The sequence below is a fragment of the Rhizobium sp. SU303 genome (assembly GCF_021052345.1).
Lineage (GTDB): Bacteria > Pseudomonadota > Alphaproteobacteria > Rhizobiales > Rhizobiaceae > Rhizobium > Rhizobium laguerreae.
This window is the reverse complement of the sequence record NZ_CP088097.1, coordinates 426,436-442,994: the sequence shown is the minus strand read 5'-3', so window position 1 is coordinate 442,994 and position 16,559 is coordinate 426,436. Positions and strand designations below refer to the sequence as shown.

At 61.6% G+C, this 16,559-nt stretch carries 15 protein-coding genes and 1 pseudogene; 9 read left to right on the top strand and 7 right to left on the bottom strand.

Annotated features, from left to right (window positions below; translation table 11 throughout):
- Positions 1-7 precede the first annotated feature (7 nt).
- From RlegSU303_RS31020 to RlegSU303_RS31005, 4 genes are all read right to left on the bottom strand, one after another.
- Positions 8-388, bottom strand: coding sequence for a DUF6481 family protein (locus RlegSU303_RS31020; protein ID WP_017957701.1), 381 nt, complete (start codon positions 386-388; stop codon positions 8-10).
- 245 nt (positions 389-633) lie between these two features.
- A complete protein-coding gene (locus tag RlegSU303_RS31015) occupies positions 634-858 on the bottom strand; it encodes a hypothetical protein (protein WP_003548112.1) in 225 nt (74 codons plus the stop codon).
- A gap of 128 nt (positions 859-986) precedes the next feature.
- Positions 987-1,196, bottom strand: a complete 210-nt coding sequence (locus RlegSU303_RS31010) for a cold-shock protein (protein WP_003548109.1) — start codon at positions 1,194-1,196, stop codon at positions 987-989.
- Between the two features lie 303 nt (positions 1,197-1,499).
- Complete coding sequence (locus tag RlegSU303_RS31005; RefSeq protein WP_222373026.1) at positions 1,500-3,869, bottom strand: DUF1989 domain-containing protein; 2,370 nt, start codon at positions 3,867-3,869, stop codon at positions 1,500-1,502.
- Positions 3,870-4,118: 249 nt separating this feature from the next.
- On the opposite strand from RlegSU303_RS31005, the gene RlegSU303_RS31000 reads away from it, so the two are divergent.
- A complete protein-coding gene (locus RlegSU303_RS31000; protein ID WP_094088564.1) occupies positions 4,119-5,903 on the top strand; it encodes an APC family permease in 1,785 nt (594 codons plus the stop codon).
- A 109-nt stretch (positions 5,904-6,012) separates the two neighbouring features.
- Here the strand turns inward: RlegSU303_RS31000 and RlegSU303_RS30995 are convergent, their stop codons facing one another.
- From RlegSU303_RS30995 to RlegSU303_RS30985, 3 genes and pseudogenes are all read right to left on the bottom strand, one after another.
- Positions 6,013-7,044, bottom strand: a complete 1,032-nt coding sequence (locus tag RlegSU303_RS30995) for an aldo/keto reductase (RefSeq protein ID WP_131720052.1) — start codon at positions 7,042-7,044, stop codon at positions 6,013-6,015.
- 238 nt (positions 7,045-7,282) lie between these two features.
- Positions 7,283-8,544, bottom strand: a pseudogene (locus tag RlegSU303_RS30990) (flavin monoamine oxidase family protein).
- 64 nt (positions 8,545-8,608) lie between these two features.
- Complete coding sequence (locus RlegSU303_RS30985; RefSeq protein WP_131720054.1) at positions 8,609-9,121, bottom strand: MarR family winged helix-turn-helix transcriptional regulator; 513 nt, start codon at positions 9,119-9,121, stop codon at positions 8,609-8,611.
- Between RlegSU303_RS30985 and RlegSU303_RS30980 the strand changes: the two genes are divergently transcribed.
- The 8 genes from RlegSU303_RS30980 (at position 9,122) to kduD (ending at position 16,487) form a co-directional block, all read left to right on the top strand.
- A complete protein-coding gene (locus tag RlegSU303_RS30980) occupies positions 9,122-10,012 on the top strand; it encodes a haloalkane dehalogenase (protein ID WP_231283929.1) in 891 nt (296 codons plus the stop codon). It begins immediately after the preceding gene.
- A 95-nt stretch (positions 10,013-10,107) separates the two neighbouring features.
- The gene (locus RlegSU303_RS30975) at positions 10,108-10,707 is read left to right on the top strand and encodes a class I SAM-dependent methyltransferase (protein ID WP_131720056.1); all 600 of its coding nucleotides are present in this window, start codon (positions 10,108-10,110) and stop codon (positions 10,705-10,707) included.
- Positions 10,708-10,827: 120 nt separating this feature from the next.
- Positions 10,828-11,502 (top strand): response regulator transcription factor, encoded by a 675-nt coding sequence (locus tag RlegSU303_RS30970; protein WP_131628906.1) that lies wholly within the window; start codon positions 10,828-10,830, stop codon positions 11,500-11,502.
- Positions 11,499-12,878, top strand: a complete 1,380-nt coding sequence (locus RlegSU303_RS30965; protein WP_131720057.1) for an ATP-binding protein — start codon at positions 11,499-11,501, stop codon at positions 12,876-12,878. The genes RlegSU303_RS30970 and RlegSU303_RS30965 overlap by 4 nt, the downstream gene beginning before the upstream one ends.
- Positions 12,879-12,972: 94 nt before the next feature.
- Positions 12,973-13,953, top strand: coding sequence for a 3'-5' exonuclease (locus tag RlegSU303_RS30960; protein WP_131720058.1), 981 nt, complete (start codon positions 12,973-12,975; stop codon positions 13,951-13,953).
- A 183-nt stretch (positions 13,954-14,136) separates the two neighbouring features.
- The gene (locus RlegSU303_RS30955; RefSeq protein WP_003594835.1) at positions 14,137-14,283 is read left to right on the top strand and encodes a DUF1127 domain-containing protein; all 147 of its coding nucleotides are present in this window, start codon (positions 14,137-14,139) and stop codon (positions 14,281-14,283) included.
- Positions 14,284-14,889: 606 nt separating this feature from the next.
- Positions 14,890-15,726: a 5-dehydro-4-deoxy-D-glucuronate isomerase gene (gene kduI / locus RlegSU303_RS30950; RefSeq protein ID WP_131720059.1), complete on the top strand. Its 837-nt coding sequence runs from the start codon at positions 14,890-14,892 to the stop codon at positions 15,724-15,726.
- Entirely contained in the window at positions 15,723-16,487 is a 765-nt protein-coding gene (gene kduD, locus RlegSU303_RS30945; protein WP_269207228.1) for a 2-dehydro-3-deoxy-D-gluconate 5-dehydrogenase KduD, read from the top strand. Before kduI ends, kduD begins: the two co-directional genes overlap by 4 nt.
- The last annotated feature ends 72 nt before the right edge of the window (positions 16,488-16,559 follow it).

Here is a 16,559-nt window from a genome sequence, read left to right as displayed (position 1 = left end):
CTGACGATCAGGACTTCCTGGCTTTGCGATTGGCGTAACGCAGGTCGCGTTCGGCCTTTCGGGCGGCTTCATCGGCAATCACGCGGGCGATCCGGTCTTTGTCAGCCGCTTCGCGCGCGTCGGCATCGGCGCGTGCTGCGGCCTCGGCGGCAGCCTGACGTTCGGCCTCGGCGGCCTGAGCCCGCTCCAGTTCCTCGAGCTTGACGCGTTCCCGCTGAGCGCGACGTTCTTCCCTGGCCGCGGCAATGGCTTGACGCTCCGCCTGCTTTGCCAGCCTTGTGGGTTCAGCTGAATCCTTGGCGCTACGATACGCATTGAGGAGAGCCGCCTTGGCTTCGGCAGCGGCGCTGCGGCGATCGGAAAGCTCGTTGTTTTTGGCGTTTTTCAAATCTGTTTCCTGACTGTTTGACTTCGACCCGAGAGCATGATGTCGAAAATCGTGCGCGGTTTTCGGACCACATCATGCTCTACTCTTTAATTAGAACAGATTCAGTGTCTAGGCCGATCCGGCCTAAAATCATCCTGTTCCAGGGCGCCGCGCGCCATCAGACGCGCGAAGGGCGCTGCAATACTTTGAACTGCCGCATGGTTTATCCTGAAATCGAATCCGATTTAAGGAATTATGCAGTAGTGTCAGATTTTCTTTTTTCGCTTCGCGCCGGGAGCAGTAACCCCTGTCAAGCGATCCTGCAATTCCTTGGCCTCACGCGCTTCGCGTAATCGCAAGGTTTTTTCCTCGCGGGCACGTACGGTCGAATCGATCTCTTCGACCGCGCGGCTTCTCGCCAGGAACTGCGATTGCGCGTTCCCGAAGGCAATCTCCGCCTGCTTGCGTGATTTGCTGTGTGACTCTGTCATATTAATCCTGGATTTATGAGCCCGCTTGGCGAAAGCAGCAAAAAGGCCAGGCAACTTGCCTGACCTTGATAGTATCATACTTTCGACAGTGCCGGTACATCCGCGGTCAAAGGAAAGCAGATTTCAGTTTAAGCAGCTTGGAGATTGCAAGCGGACATTTTGCCCGACTTGTTATCGCGCTCAAGCTCATAGCCAATCTTCTGGCCTTCGACGATTTCACGCATTCCAGCGCGTTCGACGGCAGAGATGTGGACGAAGGCGTCAGCGCCGCCGTCATCAGGCTGAATGAAGCCGAAGCCCTTGGTGGAATTGAACCATTTAACTGTGCCAGTGGTCATAACAAACCCTTTCATAGCAATTGAACGACCGCACGTGCGGAAGCACGACGGATGATGATCTCGATTTTGAAGAGGGAAGTTCGTCCAGGGCACGTTGCCAGCGCGCGATAACAAAAGTCAAACAAGCAATATCGACAACCGAGATATAGTCATTCAATCCAAATTTGTCAACTTTTAGTTTTTCAGGGTCATGCACTCAATATAAGGTTGCATCTCGGTCACCTTGCATGCCGCCGCTAAAACGTGCGGCTTCATCAACAGCGCAAGAAGCCGATCGCCGTCTCCCGACCTCAAAAGCAGGCATTACGAGCGCGGCCGCGTCTTCTGCGGATCGTAATGCGAAAGGGGCACGATCGTCGCCGGAAGGCGCTTCTGATGGCCGTCGAGCTTACCGATTTCGACCTCGGTGCCGGGGCTCGCATGCATCACGTCGATGCGGGCGAGCGCGATCATCTTGCCGAGGACCGGCGAGCGCGTGGCGCTGGTGACGACGCCCACCTGGGCGCGGCCGATATGGATGCAATCGCCATGGCCGACCGCTTCGTTCGCCTTGATGTCCAGCCCGACGAGCAGATGGCGCGGATGCTCCTTGCGTCGGATCAGCGCCTCGCGGCCGATGAAATCGTCCTGCTTGGATTTCAGCGGCACCGTGAAGCCGATGCCGGCCTCGAACGGGTCGGTCTGATCGGTGAATTCATGGTGAGCGAAGATCAGACCCGCCTCGATGCGGACCATGTCGAGCGCCTCCAGCCCCATCGGCTTCAACCCGTGCGGCTGGCCGGCCTCCCAGACGGCGTCGAACACCGTCAGCGCGTCCTTCGGGTGACAGAAGATCTCGTAGCCGAGTTCGCCGGTGTAACCCGTGCGCGAGACGACGATTGGGGCACCCTCGAAGCCGCCGATGCGGCCGACGGTGAAACGGAACCATTCGAGCTCGCCGATATCAGGCTGGCGCGGCGCCGTCCAGATGATCTCCTTCAGGATATCGCGGCTCTTCGGACCCTGCAGGGCGATATTGTGCATCTGATCGGTCGAGGAGCGGACCCAGGCCTTGAAGCCTTTCTTCTCGGCCTGCTGGCGCAGCCATATGCCGCTGAAATCATCGCCGCCGATCCAGCGGAAGTTCTTGTCACCGAGCCGGAACAGCGTGCCATCGTCGATCATGCCGCCGTTTTCGTAGCACATGGCCGAATAGACGACCTGGCCGGTCGACAGTTTGCGCACGTCGCGCGTCAGGCAATATTGCAGCAGCTCCTCGGCATCCGGCCCCGTCACCTCGAATTTCCGCAAGGGCGAGAGGTCGATGACGGCGGCGCGCTCGCGGCAGGCCCAGTATTCCTGGACCGGCCCTTCGCTGGAAAAGCGGTTAGGCAGCCAATAGCCCCGATATTCGGTGTAGTCCCGCGTCAACGCGGAGAGGCGGGGATGGAAGGCGGTTTCGCGCGTCAGTTCGGCGTCGGCATCTGGGGTCATGCGATAGGCTACCGCTCGTGAGAATTTCTCTTTTCCGGAAAAGGTGCGGACGTGGATATCCGTCGGGTCCCAGCCGTTCGCCGCGTCGATATCGTCAGGGCAGGACGAGGAGACGCAGACGAGGTCGGTCAGCGCCCGCATCAGCACGTAATCGCCGGGGCGCGACCAAGGCTCGTCGAGATAGAGCTGGTTGTTGTGGTCGATATTGGTGTTGTAGAAATAGTTCAGCGCTTCCCAGCCCTTGCGGCCGGCAATGCCGTAGGGCGCCAGCGCCGCATTGAAATTATCCGTGCAGTTGACATGGCCGGGATAACCCATGTCGTCGTAATAGCGCGAATTGCAGGCGGTCGCGAAAGCATCGTGGCGGCCGACCGTATCCTGGACGATTTCGACCAGCGGCTCGAAGTCGCGGTCGAAGGCTTTGGAGGGCAGACCCGGCATCGGATAGCTGCGGCCGAGCAGCGTGCGGGTGACGGTGGAATCGAGCGCGAGGTCGAGACCCTTGTCGACCTTGCGGACGGCAAAAGCCTGGAAATCCGTGCACTGGCGTCCATAGACGTCGATGATCTGGATGAATTCGCCGGCCCGCACGAAATAGGCTGCGGCTGTCGCCGCCCGGATGCGGATGTCCTCGACCGGATCGGCGGCCGGTTCCGGCAGGGCGGAGGCATAATCGCGGATCAGCAGGCTGCGCTTGATCCTGATCTCGATCGGCGTCGCCGTATCCTGCGTCTCCGGCGACATGGCGCTGGCGGGTGCTGCGACGATCAGCAGGCCCTTCATGGAGATCGTGAAATCCGCCACGCTGCCCGGCGTCGATCCGGCCCCGAAGATGCTGAGCGCGCCGGCCGCCGCCAGATCGGCGCCGCGACGCTGAAGTGCGGCACGCGTACGGGCAGCACTCTCATCCTCCGCCTGAAGAATGGCCTTCAAACCGCCGGCCGAATTGTTGAATGCCGTTCCGAGACCGGCCGCCAGGAAGCGCCCTTTCTCATCGAGGAAGGAGATCTCGCAGAGCTGACCGCCCTCGCTGTCGATGACGCTGACCCGGTCGCCCGGCTCGACGCGCATAACGACCGATCCGCCGCCCTTTGCCCTGTAGCGCTCGGTTCCCTCCGGCAGGGTGGGAATGCCGGGATAATGCACGAGGCTCGCAGCCGCCGGCCGCAGGCCTGTCATAGCAGGATGAAGTTCTCGCATACTGCCCTCATGGGAGGATCGGGCGTCCTCGGACACCCACCCATGCAGGTTACAAAATGCCCCGGGAAAGTAAAGTGATGTTGACTAAAAAGAAAATATCTTCACTATGCATAAAGAGTTGAGACTCGGGAATCCGTCGGGAACACGGATCGCCAAAATCATCCGGGCGGGCTTGAGACTGTCAGGGAGACACGTTCAGGGAGACGTACAAAGATACGTCCGGAACAAATAGAATGGGGAATTTCACCGATGACAGACGTTGTGGAGGCCGGGATTGCATCCGGCACCGAAGGTAAGCTTGTACGCGCGCTCGACTGGAAGGGCGCTTTCTGGGTGGCTGCGGGCGTGCCGCCGCTCGTTCTTTTCTCCATTGGCGGCATCGCAGGCACGACGGGCAAACTCGCCTTCGTCGTCTGGATCATCTCGATGGTGATGGGTTTCCTGCAATCCTTCACCTATGCCGAGATCGCCGGTATGTTCGCCAACAAGTCCGGCGGCGCCTCGGTCTATGGCGCCACCGCCTGGCTGCGTTACTCGAAATTCATCGCGCCGCTCTCCGTCTGGTGCAACTGGTTTGCCTGGTCGCCGGTGCTGTCGCTCGGCTGCGCCATCGCCGCCGGTTACATCCTCAATGCCTTCTTCCCGATTCCCGCGGCGGATTCGCAAATGGTCCTCGACTGGATCTCAGCGCATGCCGCTTCCGTCACGGCCGACAGCCCCCGCGTCGCCGAATATATCGCAGCCCATGCCGGCACGACGCCCGATGACGCCGTCAAGGCATTGCTCGGCACCGATGGCGTCGCGGCGCTCACGCCGGCGATCCGCAGCTGGTCGCTCTTCAGCTTCAGCATTCCCTTCCTTGCCACCGCCAATATCAATGCCACCTTCTTCATCGGCGGCATCCTGATGCTGATCATCTTCGCCATCCAGCATCGCGGCATTTCGGAAACGGCAAGCGTGCAGAAGTGGCTGGCCATCATCGTGCTGGTGCCGCTGCTCATCATCGGCCTCTACCCAATCGTCAGCGGCCAGATCCTTGCCACCAACGTCACCGGCCTCGTGCCGCCGACAGCCGCCTATTCCGCTGCCGACGGCACCTGGAGCAACGGCGGCTGGACGCTCTTCCTCGGCGGCCTCTATATCGCCGCCTGGTCGACATACGGCTTCGAGACGGCGGTCTGCTACACCCGCGAACTCAAGAACCCGAAGACCGACACCTTCAAGGCGATCTTCTATTCCGGCCTTGCCTGCTGCCTGTTTTTCTTCCTCGTGCCCTTCGCCTTCCAGGGCGTTCTCGGCCATGCAGGCATGCTGGCCCCCGGGATCGTCGATGGCACCGGTGTTGCCGAAGCGCTCGGCGGCCTGATCGGCGCCGGCCGCGTCGTTACACAGCTGCTCGTCGTACTGATGATCATGGCGCTCTTCCTCGCCATCATGACGGCGATGGCCGGTTCCTCGCGCACGCTCTACCAGGGTTCGAAGGATGGCTGGCTGCCGAAATATCTCGACCACGTCAACGAACACGGCGCGCCGACCCGGGCGATGTGGACCGATTTCGCCTTCAATCTCTTCCTGCTGGCGATTGCCTCGGATGTCGGCGGCTATTTCTTCGTGCTCGCCGTCTCGAATGTCGGTTACATCATCTTCAACTTCCTGAATCTTAATTCCGGCTGGATCCACCGGATGGATTCCGGCCATATCGAACGCCCCTGGAAGGCGCCGACCTGGCTGATCGGCCTCAATACCGTGCTGGCCTTCGTCAACGCGCTGTTTCTCGGCGCCGGTGCCAAGGTCTGGGGTTATTCCAATGCGCTCTGGGTCGGCTTCATCTTCGCCGCCCTGATCCTGCCGGTCTTCGCCTATCGCCACTATGTGCGCGACGGCGGTAAATTCCCGGCCGGCGCGATGGAGGATCTTGGCCTCGTCGGCCAGGATCTCGGCGTCAAGAAAGCCGGCATCCTGCCCTATCTCGCGCTCGCCGGCGGCCTGGCGATCGTCCTGATCGCCAACGTGATCTTCCAGCTTCCGGCCTAAAATCGCCTCCCAAGCAGAAAGGCCGCTAAGCCGCCATGGAAACATGGCGGCTTTTTCATTGGTGGTTGCGGACCGGGCGAGACGACTCATCCGGTTGCAGACAGAAGGCTCAGCGGCCGCCCTCGATCTTGCGATGGCGCTGGTTAATGCCGCCCTTGCCGTAGGGGTAGTCGAAAGGCTGGGGCGCACTCACCTCGTTGAGCCGCGCCATGTCGTCGTCGGAGAGTTTGAGCTTCATGGCGCCGAGATTGTCGGCGAGCTGTTCGGGCGTGCGGGCGCCGAGGATGACTGAGGTGATCGCCGGCTGCGCCGCCGTCCAGGCGAGCGCCACCTGCGCCATGCTGACGCCATGCGCCTTGGCGATCTCCTCGACAACAGCGATGATCGCCCAGGTTCGTTCCAGCGCATTGCGCGGCGCATAGGATTCGCCGCCGCGATTGGGGTTTTCGCCGAGGCGTGTGGCACCCGTCGGCATCTCGTCGCGCTTGTATTTGCCGGTCAGCCAGCCGCCGCCGAGCGGCGACCACGGCAACAGACCCATGCCGGCATCCTGGCAGGCCGCGACGATCTCGAGTTCGATGTCGCGCACCAGCAGGTTATATTGCGGCTGCAGCGTCACCGGACGGGTATAGCCGCGCGCCTTGGCGATCTCCGAGGCCTTGGCGATGTGCCAGCCGACATAGTTGGAGAAGCCGTAATAGCCGATCTTGCCGGATGAAACCGCATCGTCAAGGAAACGCAGCGTCTCCTCGATCGGCGTCAGCGCGTCCCAGGCATGCATCTGGTAAAGGTCGATCTGCTCGAGGTCGAGGCGGCGGAGCGAATCGTCGAGCGCCTGGCTAAGATGCCGGCGCGACAGGCCGATATCGTTGGGGCCGTTGCCCATCGGAAAGCGCCCCTTGGTGGCGACGATCGCCTGGCGGGCCTCGGTCGGGCGCGCCTTCAGCCAGCGTCCGATGATCTCTTCCGACTTGCCTGCGCTATAGACATCGGCGGTATCGATGAAATTGCCACCCCAGGCGAAATAATCGTCGAGCAGCTTGTGCGAGGCGGCCTCATCGGCCTCCGCGCCGAAGGTCATGGTGCCGAGGCAATAGGCGGTGACGACGGTCCCGCTGGGACCGAGCTTGCGATAATCCATTTCTTCCTCCTCATGCGGATACCCGCAGCCGACGTGCAAACGTCGGGGTAGAAGCCGGGGCTCCTGCAATCAATGACAATGACAATATTGTGCTTGAGGCGGCCGCTTGCCGCCGGATGACGTATAGCGCCCTGGGCTGGGAGCACAGAGGCGAGGGCAGCATAACCAATCCCGCCCACGCTACCAAGTGAGAAAAAAATATTCCTGCCTGCCGCCGCAGCCGGCGAAGGCATGAAATTCACGAAAACCAGCCGGCGATCAGATCGGCGGCGGCGACGCCGGTCTCGTATGCGCCGTGCGCCGTCGAATAACGCGACGTCGAACAGGCTTCGCCGGCAAAGAAGATCCGCTCGTCATGCGGCGCGGCGAGACGGCCGCGTTGATCGGAGGCGCCGGGTTCGGCGTAGGAATAGGAGCCGCCGATATGGGGCGCCGCTGCCCAGGCCGACATCGCGGCGACTGACAGCCCCTTCCGGATGTCCGCGCCGAAATGTGCCGCCAGTTCATCTCCAGCGAAGGACAAGGCAGCCTCTCTGCCTTGCTCCTCCAGGTCATGCGCGAGGTCGCCGGCGAAATAGGCCTCGACGACGGGCGCGCCGAACGGCCGGAGCTGATAGGTACCGGTCGCGCCGCGACGGGTAGAGCCGAGCATATGCGTGTCCGCCGGCAGCGCCTCCTGATTCGCGAGCCTCAAGAAGAGTTTGTCGGCGAGCCCGAGCGGTAATCCGGCCGCTGCCTCGATCTTGTCGGGCAAAGGCGGGTCGAAGACTATTTTGCCGCCGGCAAGCACATTGGTCGAAACGGTCACCAGCACCACGCGGGCACTGAGCACGCCCTGGTTCGTCTCGATGCCGATGCGGCCGGCATGATGATGGTCGATACGCGTGACCTCGGTGCCGAGCCTTGCCCGAACCGGCTTGCCGTAAAGCGAGACCAACGTTCCATAGCCCTCGCGCACCCGCCAGTCAGGACCAGGGCCGGATCGTATCTGTTGTAATCGACGACCGACGACCGCTCCAGTTCGGCGCCGGTGATATAGGTGCCGACCGCCCGGATCTGGCCGTTCCAGGGATTGCCGGGCTCGAGCATATCGGCCATGGCTGCGTCATTCCCCGCGTGGCTCTCGAGGCGCTCGAAGTAGGCGCCGATCGCCTGCCTTGCGGCACGCGCCTCCGCGTCATCGCGCTGAAGCCGCCGTCCGCCATCGTTCCAGGGCGCAGGCGTGCGGTCGACCGTCAGTCCGACCTCGCCGGCGATCGCAGTCCAGGCATTGGTCCGCGCGCCATGCAGCCAGCCGCAGCCGAGATCGAGCCCGATATCAGCGGCCTCAAGTAGTGCGACCGTCCAGGCGCGACCGCCGAGACGATCGCCGGCTTCAAGCAGGAGGATGGAAAGATCCGGGCGAATTGCCTGCAGGCGGCGGGCGGCGGCGATGCCGGCGGCACCGGCGCCGATGATGACGACATCCTCTTCGGCGCCCTTGCTGTTGTCACCCGGCATGTATTTTCCTTCGGTCGTCCGACGGTTAAAGTGGAAAGGGTCGTCTCAAGCAAGCCCCGCTTCGCTATTGCAGCTGTTCCAGCAGCCGCCGGAGTGCTGTCCGCAGATCGTCCATCTGCTGCAGGCTGGTCAAGGCCGCCCAGCTTTCATCGACGCGCCGGCCCGCCGCCATCGCTATCGGCCTGACCCCCTGGCCTTTTTCCGTTAGAAACACCAGCCGGCCACGCCGATCGTTCGGATCGGGCCGGCGCTCGACATAACCCAGGCGCTCGAGCTCTTCCACGGCCTGCGTCATCGTCTGCTTGCGAACACGGGCGAGCTTGGTCAGCTCGCTGACCTGGATGCCCTCCGGCCGCGCGAAGGTGAAGACGTTGGCATGCGGCGGGCGGATATCGCCGTAGCCGGCCTCATCGAGTGCCGCTTCGACTGCCTGTGTCCAATGCTGATGGACCAGACGCAACAACAGGCCAAGGGAAGAGGACGACATGAAACCCCGCGCAGCGATATAGACAGGTAACTGTCTATATGATAAATGGACAGTCACCTGCCTATACAGCACGAAAGCGTGGAGCTCCATATGCCGACCATCGATATCCTCACCTCGTTCATCTCCTACGAGGAACTGGGGGAGGGCGACCCGATCGTCTTCCTTCACGGCAATCCCACCTCATCGCATCTCTGGCGGAACATCATGCCCGGTATCGGGCCTGGCCGCTGCCTGGCGCCCGATCTCATCGGCATGGGGCGCTCCGACAAACCCGACATCGGCTATCGCTATGGCGATCACATCGCCTATCTCGACGCCTGGTTCGATGCGCTTGACCTCGACGGCGTCGTGCTCGTCGGCCACGACTGGGGCGGCGCGCTGGCATTCGACTGGGCCTCGCGCCACGCCGAGCGAGTGCGCGGCATCGCCTTCATGGAAACCATCCTGCGGCCGATGAGGTGGGAGGATCTGCCAGGCGGCGGAAAGGCGCGTTATGAACTGTTACGCGGTGCGGGAACCGGCGAGGCCGAGGTCCTCGACGAAAATTTCTTCATCGAACAGGCCTTGCGCGCGACCGTGCTGAAAGGGCTCAGCGATGCCGACTGGGATGTCTACCGCGCACCCTATCCGGACCGTAACAGCCGGCGCCCGCTGCTGGAATGGCCGCGCGCCATGCCGATCAACGGCGAGCCAGCCGATGTAGTCGGCAGGATCGAGGCCTATGACCGCTGGCTTTCCGCCAGTCCCGAGGTTCCCAAGCTGCTGCTGACCTTCGACGGTCCCTCCGAAACGCTGTTGATCGGCAGCGAGATGATTTCGTGGTGCCGCGACAACGTCGCCGGCCTGGAGATCAAGGGTTGTGGGCCGGCACGCCATATTGCCCCCGAGGACCAGCCCGAGGCGATTGCCGCCGAAATCAAAAGCTGGATCGACAGGAGGGGGCTGAGAGCAGCTCAGCGGAAGGTCGCGTCTCAGGCATAAAAATCTGCGTCTGCGTCACCGTGGCTGCGACACGACAGACTGTTGCAATGTTGAGCCGGTTCATAGGGGGATCAATCAGCCACCGTGAAGGTCCCATGCCACGTTTCGATCGACGACGCTTTCTTCTTGCCTGGCTTCGTGCGCCGCTGCGCATCGCCTCGATCACACCATCAGGCCCCCGCCTTGCGGGCCTGATGACCAAAGAAATTTCTACGTTAACCGGGCCGGTTCTCGAACTCGGCCCAGGCACCGGCGTTTTCACCGCCGCCCTTTTGGAACGCGGCATTGCAGAGCGCGATCTGACTCTGATCGAATACGAACGGGATTTCGCCACGCTGCTTCAAGATCGCTTTCCCGATGCCAGGGTGCTGCATCTGGACGTGCGGGAGATGTGGAAGACGGCGCTTTCCAGAAGCTTTTTCGGTGGTGTCGTCAGCGGGCTTCCGCTTCTTGCCATGCGGCCGGACGATGCGAAGGCGCTGCTCGAGGGCTGCTTTTCCAACCTCAGACCGCATGGTGCCTTCTATCAATTCACCTACGGGCCGAAATGCCCGGTGCCCGTCGAAGTCCTCGACACCCTCGGTCTTGTCTCAAAGAGGATCGGCTGGACGTTGCGCAATATCCCGCCAGCCGCAGTCTACCGCATCAGTCGCCGGTACCAGCCAATGGCCCTGATCGAGCAGCGCCGTGCATAATGAGAGATAGTATCCTTGTTCGAGGGGCAATCCGGCGTTCGATGCGCTACTGCTGCTGCAGGCGTGGCTGAGGTGATATGGTCTCTTCCTGTGGATCGACGGCCCCGTTAGGAATGTGAGATGCGCATATTACTGATCGAGGATGAACCTCAAATGGCCGTGGCGCTCCGGGGCGCCCTGACCAGGCACGACATGGTGATGGATCATGTTTCGACCCTCCGCGACGCCGAACTGGTGATCGGCGACGGCGCTTACGACGCCGTCCTCCTGGATCGGCAACTGCCCGACGGCGACGGCCTCGAACTCATTCCGAAGATCCGCAAAAGGGGGCTGACGCTGCCAATCATCGTCATCACCGCCAAGGGAGAGGTTCCAGACAGGATCACCGGCCTTGAGACCGGCGCCGACGATTACCTTGCCAAGCCCTTCGTCTTCGACGAACTTCTGGCGCGGCTGCGTGCCGTGATGCGCCGCTCCGAAACCTTGCGCCCGGCGCTGATCTCGATCGGCCGTCTTTCGTTCGATCCGACCTATTGCGACATCAACGTCTCCGGCCTGCGTCTGGAAATGCCGCGCCGGGAGGCGCTGGTGCTCGAATGCCTCATGCGCCGTGCCGGTCGTATGGTGCCGCGACCGGCCTTGATGGAAGCGGTCTTCGGCTTCGACGACGAGATCCAGTCGAACGCGCTCGATTCCCATATATCGCGGCTGCGGCGCAAGCTGGCAGCATCGCAGGCAGGCGTGGTCATCAACGTTATCCGGGGCGTGGGTTATCTCCTGCGTGAAGGATCATGAGCAAACGATGCTCCTATTCGCTGCGCAAGCGCCTGTTCTGGCGGCTTCTTGTCGTGCAATCGGTCGTGCTCCTCCTGGTGATGATCGTGCTGATTTCGGTTGGCAAGATATCCGAATTCAGGTCGACGGAGGGCACGATCGAGATCCTGCGCCAGGCCGTCTTCCGCCAGCCCACCGGAGAGCTGAGCCTGAGGGAGACCGAGGATCTGCGACAGCTGCGCAACGACGCGCCCGATCTCTGGTACACTGTTCGCGACATGCAGGGACATGTTTTGACCGAAGGCCGGATCCCGGAAGAATATGCCACAATCGGCAACACACTCGATCATGTCGGCCAAGCCAAGTTCGGCTTGAATCTCGGCGACCACGATCGTCCGGCTGCGCTGATGAAGTGGGTAGCGACGGATTGGGGACAGGTGCAGTTTCTGACGGGCACCGACGGCCCCAACTCGTCCACCTTCATCCTGCTCAAGCTTTCGCTAGTCCTTGCGAAAATTGTTATTCCCATCGTCGCAGTGATGGCGTTGGGTGCGTTGATCGCGACGCCGCTCGTCGTGCGAAGGTCGTTGGTCGGGATCGACCAGGCCGCGCTCCAGGCCGATACGATCGATATCGACCAGCGTGGCGGCCGGCTGTCGGAAAACGATATTCCCGAAGAGATCGCGCCGCTGGTGCACGCCGTCAATCGCGCGCTCGGCCGTCTCGACGAGGGTTATGAGCGCCAAGAGCGGTTTCTGACCGACGCCGCCCATGAGCTGCGCACGCCGATCGCCATTCTGAATACGAGAATTGGATCCCTGCCGCACAGTTCGATCAAGACCGATCTCTTGGAAGATGCCGCAAGGCTCGCCGTTCTCACCGAGCAGATGCTCGATCTTCAGCGACTGAAACAGGGCAAGGCCCAGTTCTGCAAGGTCGATCTCGGCCAGCTGGCGAGGAAGGTCATCATCGAGATGGCGCCGCTGGCCTTTGCCGCGGGCTATATGGTGCAGTTCGATGTCGACGGCGCCGGCGAGATCGAGGGCGATCCTCTGGCGCTGCAGCGCGCCCTGATGAACATCCTGCAGAACGCGATCAACCACGGCGGCAGGAAAGGCACCATCTCGCTGACTTCAGGCTGCAACTGGATCGAAGTCAGGGACGAGGGACCGGGCATCCCCGCCGATATGCGGGATCGCATATTCGAGCCGTTCTTCAAGCGCCATCACGACGGACGCGGCGCCGGCCTCGGCCTCAATCTCGTTCGCGACATCCTGCGCATGCACGGCGGCGAGGTGACGATCGACAATCGCAGTCCCGGCGCGGTCTGCCGGCTGAGCTTCCCGCCGGACAAAACGGCAGACGCTGACATGCCACCGCGCCTGGCGACTGCATAATTCAAGGTGCTACAGCGTTCCTTGCGCCTCGCGAAAAGACGCGCGGCGTTGTCATGCGATGGATTAAATCGCGTCTCCGTGACATATAGATTCGATGAGCGTGCACAGAGATTCGCAACTCGACATGTTTGCCAAGGCATCGCCCGCGACGGCCAAGGCACGCGGTCCATCGCACCGGCGGCCATCGCAGCCGGTCGTCCACTCCAATGAAGACATGGTGCGGGCGCTCGAAGAGAGCGGCAACTATCGCATCTTGAGAAAACTGGCCGCCCGGCCGATTGCGTCAGTCAGACAGCCGGGGTTTTCGCGCCTCGGCGTCATTCTCGATACGGAGACCACAGGTCTCAACCATCGCAGCGACGAGATCATCGAAATCGGCGCCGTCGCCTTCACCTTCGACGATGACGGCGCGATCGGCGATATCGTCGGCATTTACGGCGGCCTGCAACAGCCGTCCCGGCCGATCCCGCCCGAGATCACCCGGCTGACTGGTATCACCGATGCGATGGTCGAAGGACAGCTCATCGATATCCAATCGCTGAGAACTCTGATCGAGCCGGCGGATCTGATCATTGCCCACAATGCCGGTTTCGACCGGCCGTTCTGCGAGGCCTTCTCGAAGATTTTCACCGGCAAGGCCTGGGCATGCTCGGTTTCAGAGATCGATTGGAGCGCCCGCGGCTTCGAGGGCACGAAGCTCGGTTATCTCGTCGGCCAAGCCGGTTATTTTCACGAAGGCCATCGCGCCGTGGACGACTGCCACGCCCTCCTGGAAATCCTAGATCGGGAGCAGCGCGACGGTGAAAGCCCGTTCACCGAGCTTTACCGCGCCAGCCAGCGCTCGCGCATCCGTATCTTTGCCGAACACAGCCCGTTCGAGATGAAGGATCATCTGAAGGCGAGGGGTTACCGCTGGTCGGACGGCAGCGACGGTCGCTTGAAGTCCTGGTGGATCGAAGTCGGCGAAGAGGATCTCGGCGATGAGCTCTCCTATCTGCGCTCGGATATTTACCGCTGGGCCGAGGCGGAGCCGCCGATCGTGCGGCTGACGGCCTTCGATCGCTTCAAACTCTGACCGCGAAGCGGTTCGGATCCTGATTGACTACTAGATATGGCGACCCATGCAAGCGCCGCATAGGTGCAGTGATGCATTGGCGCTGCAATAATCAGCAGTCTCATACTATATACAACTCATCGAAGCGAACGAAGCGCCAAGGACTGGCAGCTAAGCTTCGAAAGCCCACGAAAGGGGATCATCATGAACGTAGCACGCTCTTTCAATAACTGGCGCAAGTACCGTCAGACGGTCGCTGAACTGGGTCGTATGTCCGCACGCGAACTGGACGACCTCGGCATCGGCCGCGGCGACATCCGCAACGTCGCCCGCGCAGCCATCGCCCGCTAATGGCAGCTTAGACCAAGCATCTTCAAAGACTATGCCAGCGCCTGCTTCCTCCCGAGCGGGCGCTTTGCTTTTGTGCTTCCAGCGAATGGACAAGGGTAATCGAGCCTCCCGCTTTTCGCATAACGCATAGCTGCCCTGCAAAGAAATGCCTATCAACTGAGCAAGAAATAAGTATGATTATTTCTATCGAAGCGATGCACCTCCTCCCGCGTCCCTTCGATGTACAGGCGCCCCATCCTCCTCCCAGGGTCGTCTGTGGAATGACAGCACTCCTCCTCCCAGCTGTCGTTCGGTTTTTTACGAAAGCCTGCCGCACCTCCTCCCGCGGCAGGCTTTTTTCGTTTTGGCCGATAGCACTGCCGGATCGCGCCAAGAACGACCGCTTGCGATCCATTGCTTGGATGATGGCGTCATCATCTCCAAATTCGTTTCGTGCTCTTGCGGGCCTTACGTCTCCTCAAGCGCGCACGGACAAACCTGTTGACTCCAAACTTGTCGTACAACTATGTAACCGGATGGATACCGCCGCGGCGGAACCGGCCGGACAAGACCGGCTCCCGCGACAGCGACGACCCGTGGCGACAATGAAGCGGAAGGAAAATTGACATGCAGATCGACGTGAGGCACGCCTCCCATCCCGAGGCCGTGCGCAATTTCGACACGGAGACGCTGCGGCGTCATTTTCTGGTGGAAACCGTCTTCGCGAGCGGCGAGATCCGCCTCACCTATTCGCATTACGACCGGATGGTCATCGGCGGCGCGACGCCGCTCGGCCCCGGGCTGACGCTGACGGCACCGACGGCGATCGGACAGGAAACCTTCCTTGCCGAACGTGAACTCGGCGCCCTGAACATCGGCGGTGCCGGCCGCATCATCGTCGACGGCACGAACTACGATCTTGCCAAATATGATTGCCTCTATGTCGGCAAGGGTGCCAAGGACATCAGCTTCGAGAGCGCGGATGCTGCCAATCCGGCGAAATTCTATCTGGTCTCGACGCCAGCGCATCAAACGCACCCGACCGTGTTGCTCACCCGCGAAAGGGCCCGTCACCTGACGCCGGGCGAAGCCGCGACGGCCAATAAGCGGTCGATCTACCAGTTCATCCATCCGGAGGTCTGCCAGTCCTGCCAACTCACCCTGGGCTTCACCATGATCGAGCCGGGCAGCGTCTGGAACACCATGCCGGCCCATACGCATGACCGCCGCATGGAAGCCTATCTCTATTTCGATCTCGAAGCGGAGCAGCGTGTCTTCCACTTCATGGGCGAGCCGCAGCAGACCCGGCATATGCTTGTCGCCAACGAACAGGCAGTCATCTCGCCGCCCTGGTCGATCCATTCGGGTGCCGGCACCAAGAACTACAGCTTCATCTGGGCGATGGCCGGCGACAATAAGAGCTTCACCGACATGGACCATATCGCCATTGCAGATCTGAGGTGAGCATCGTGGCAAATCCCTTCGACCTTTCCGGCCGGGTTGCCGTCGTCACCGGCGCCAATACAGGGCTCGGCCAGGCCATCGCGGCAGCGTTGGCGCAGGCCGGTGCATCGATCGTCGCGGTCGGGCGCTCCTCGATGGACGAAACCGAGGCGCTAGTGCAGGAAGCGGGAAGCCGCTTCCATGTCATCAAGGCCGATCTTGCCAGCATCGAACCGGTCAAGGGGATTGTCACTGAGACCATCCAGACCTTCGGCGGCCTCGACATCCTCGTCAACAATGCCGGCATTATCCGCCGCGCCGATGCACTTGACTTCACCGAGGAAGACTGGGACGCGGTGATCGACGTCAATCTGAAGACTGCCTTCTTCCTGTCTCAGGCGGCCGGCCGCCATATGGTCGCCAAGGGCAGGGGCAAGATCATCAACATCGCCTCGCTGCTCTCCTTCCAGGGCGGCATCCGCATCCCATCTTATACCGCCTCGAAAAGCGGCCTCGCCGGACTGACCAAGTTGCTTGCCTGCGAATGGGCCGGCAAGGGCGTCAACGTCAACGCCATCGCCCCCGGCTACTTCGTGACCAACAACACCACGGCGCTGCGCGAAGATGCCGACCGCAATGCCGCCATCCTTGCCCGGATCCCGGCCGGGCGCTGGGGAACGCCGTCCGAACTCGGTGGTGCGGCCGTATTCCTGGCATCGTCGGCATCCGACTACGTGCATGGAACGGTGCTACCCGTCGATGGCGGTTGGCTGGCGCGCTGATCGGTCTCACCAACCGATCAGGCCTGAAGCATGTCGCGCAAAAGTGTGATGCGGTTTTGCGGTAACGACATG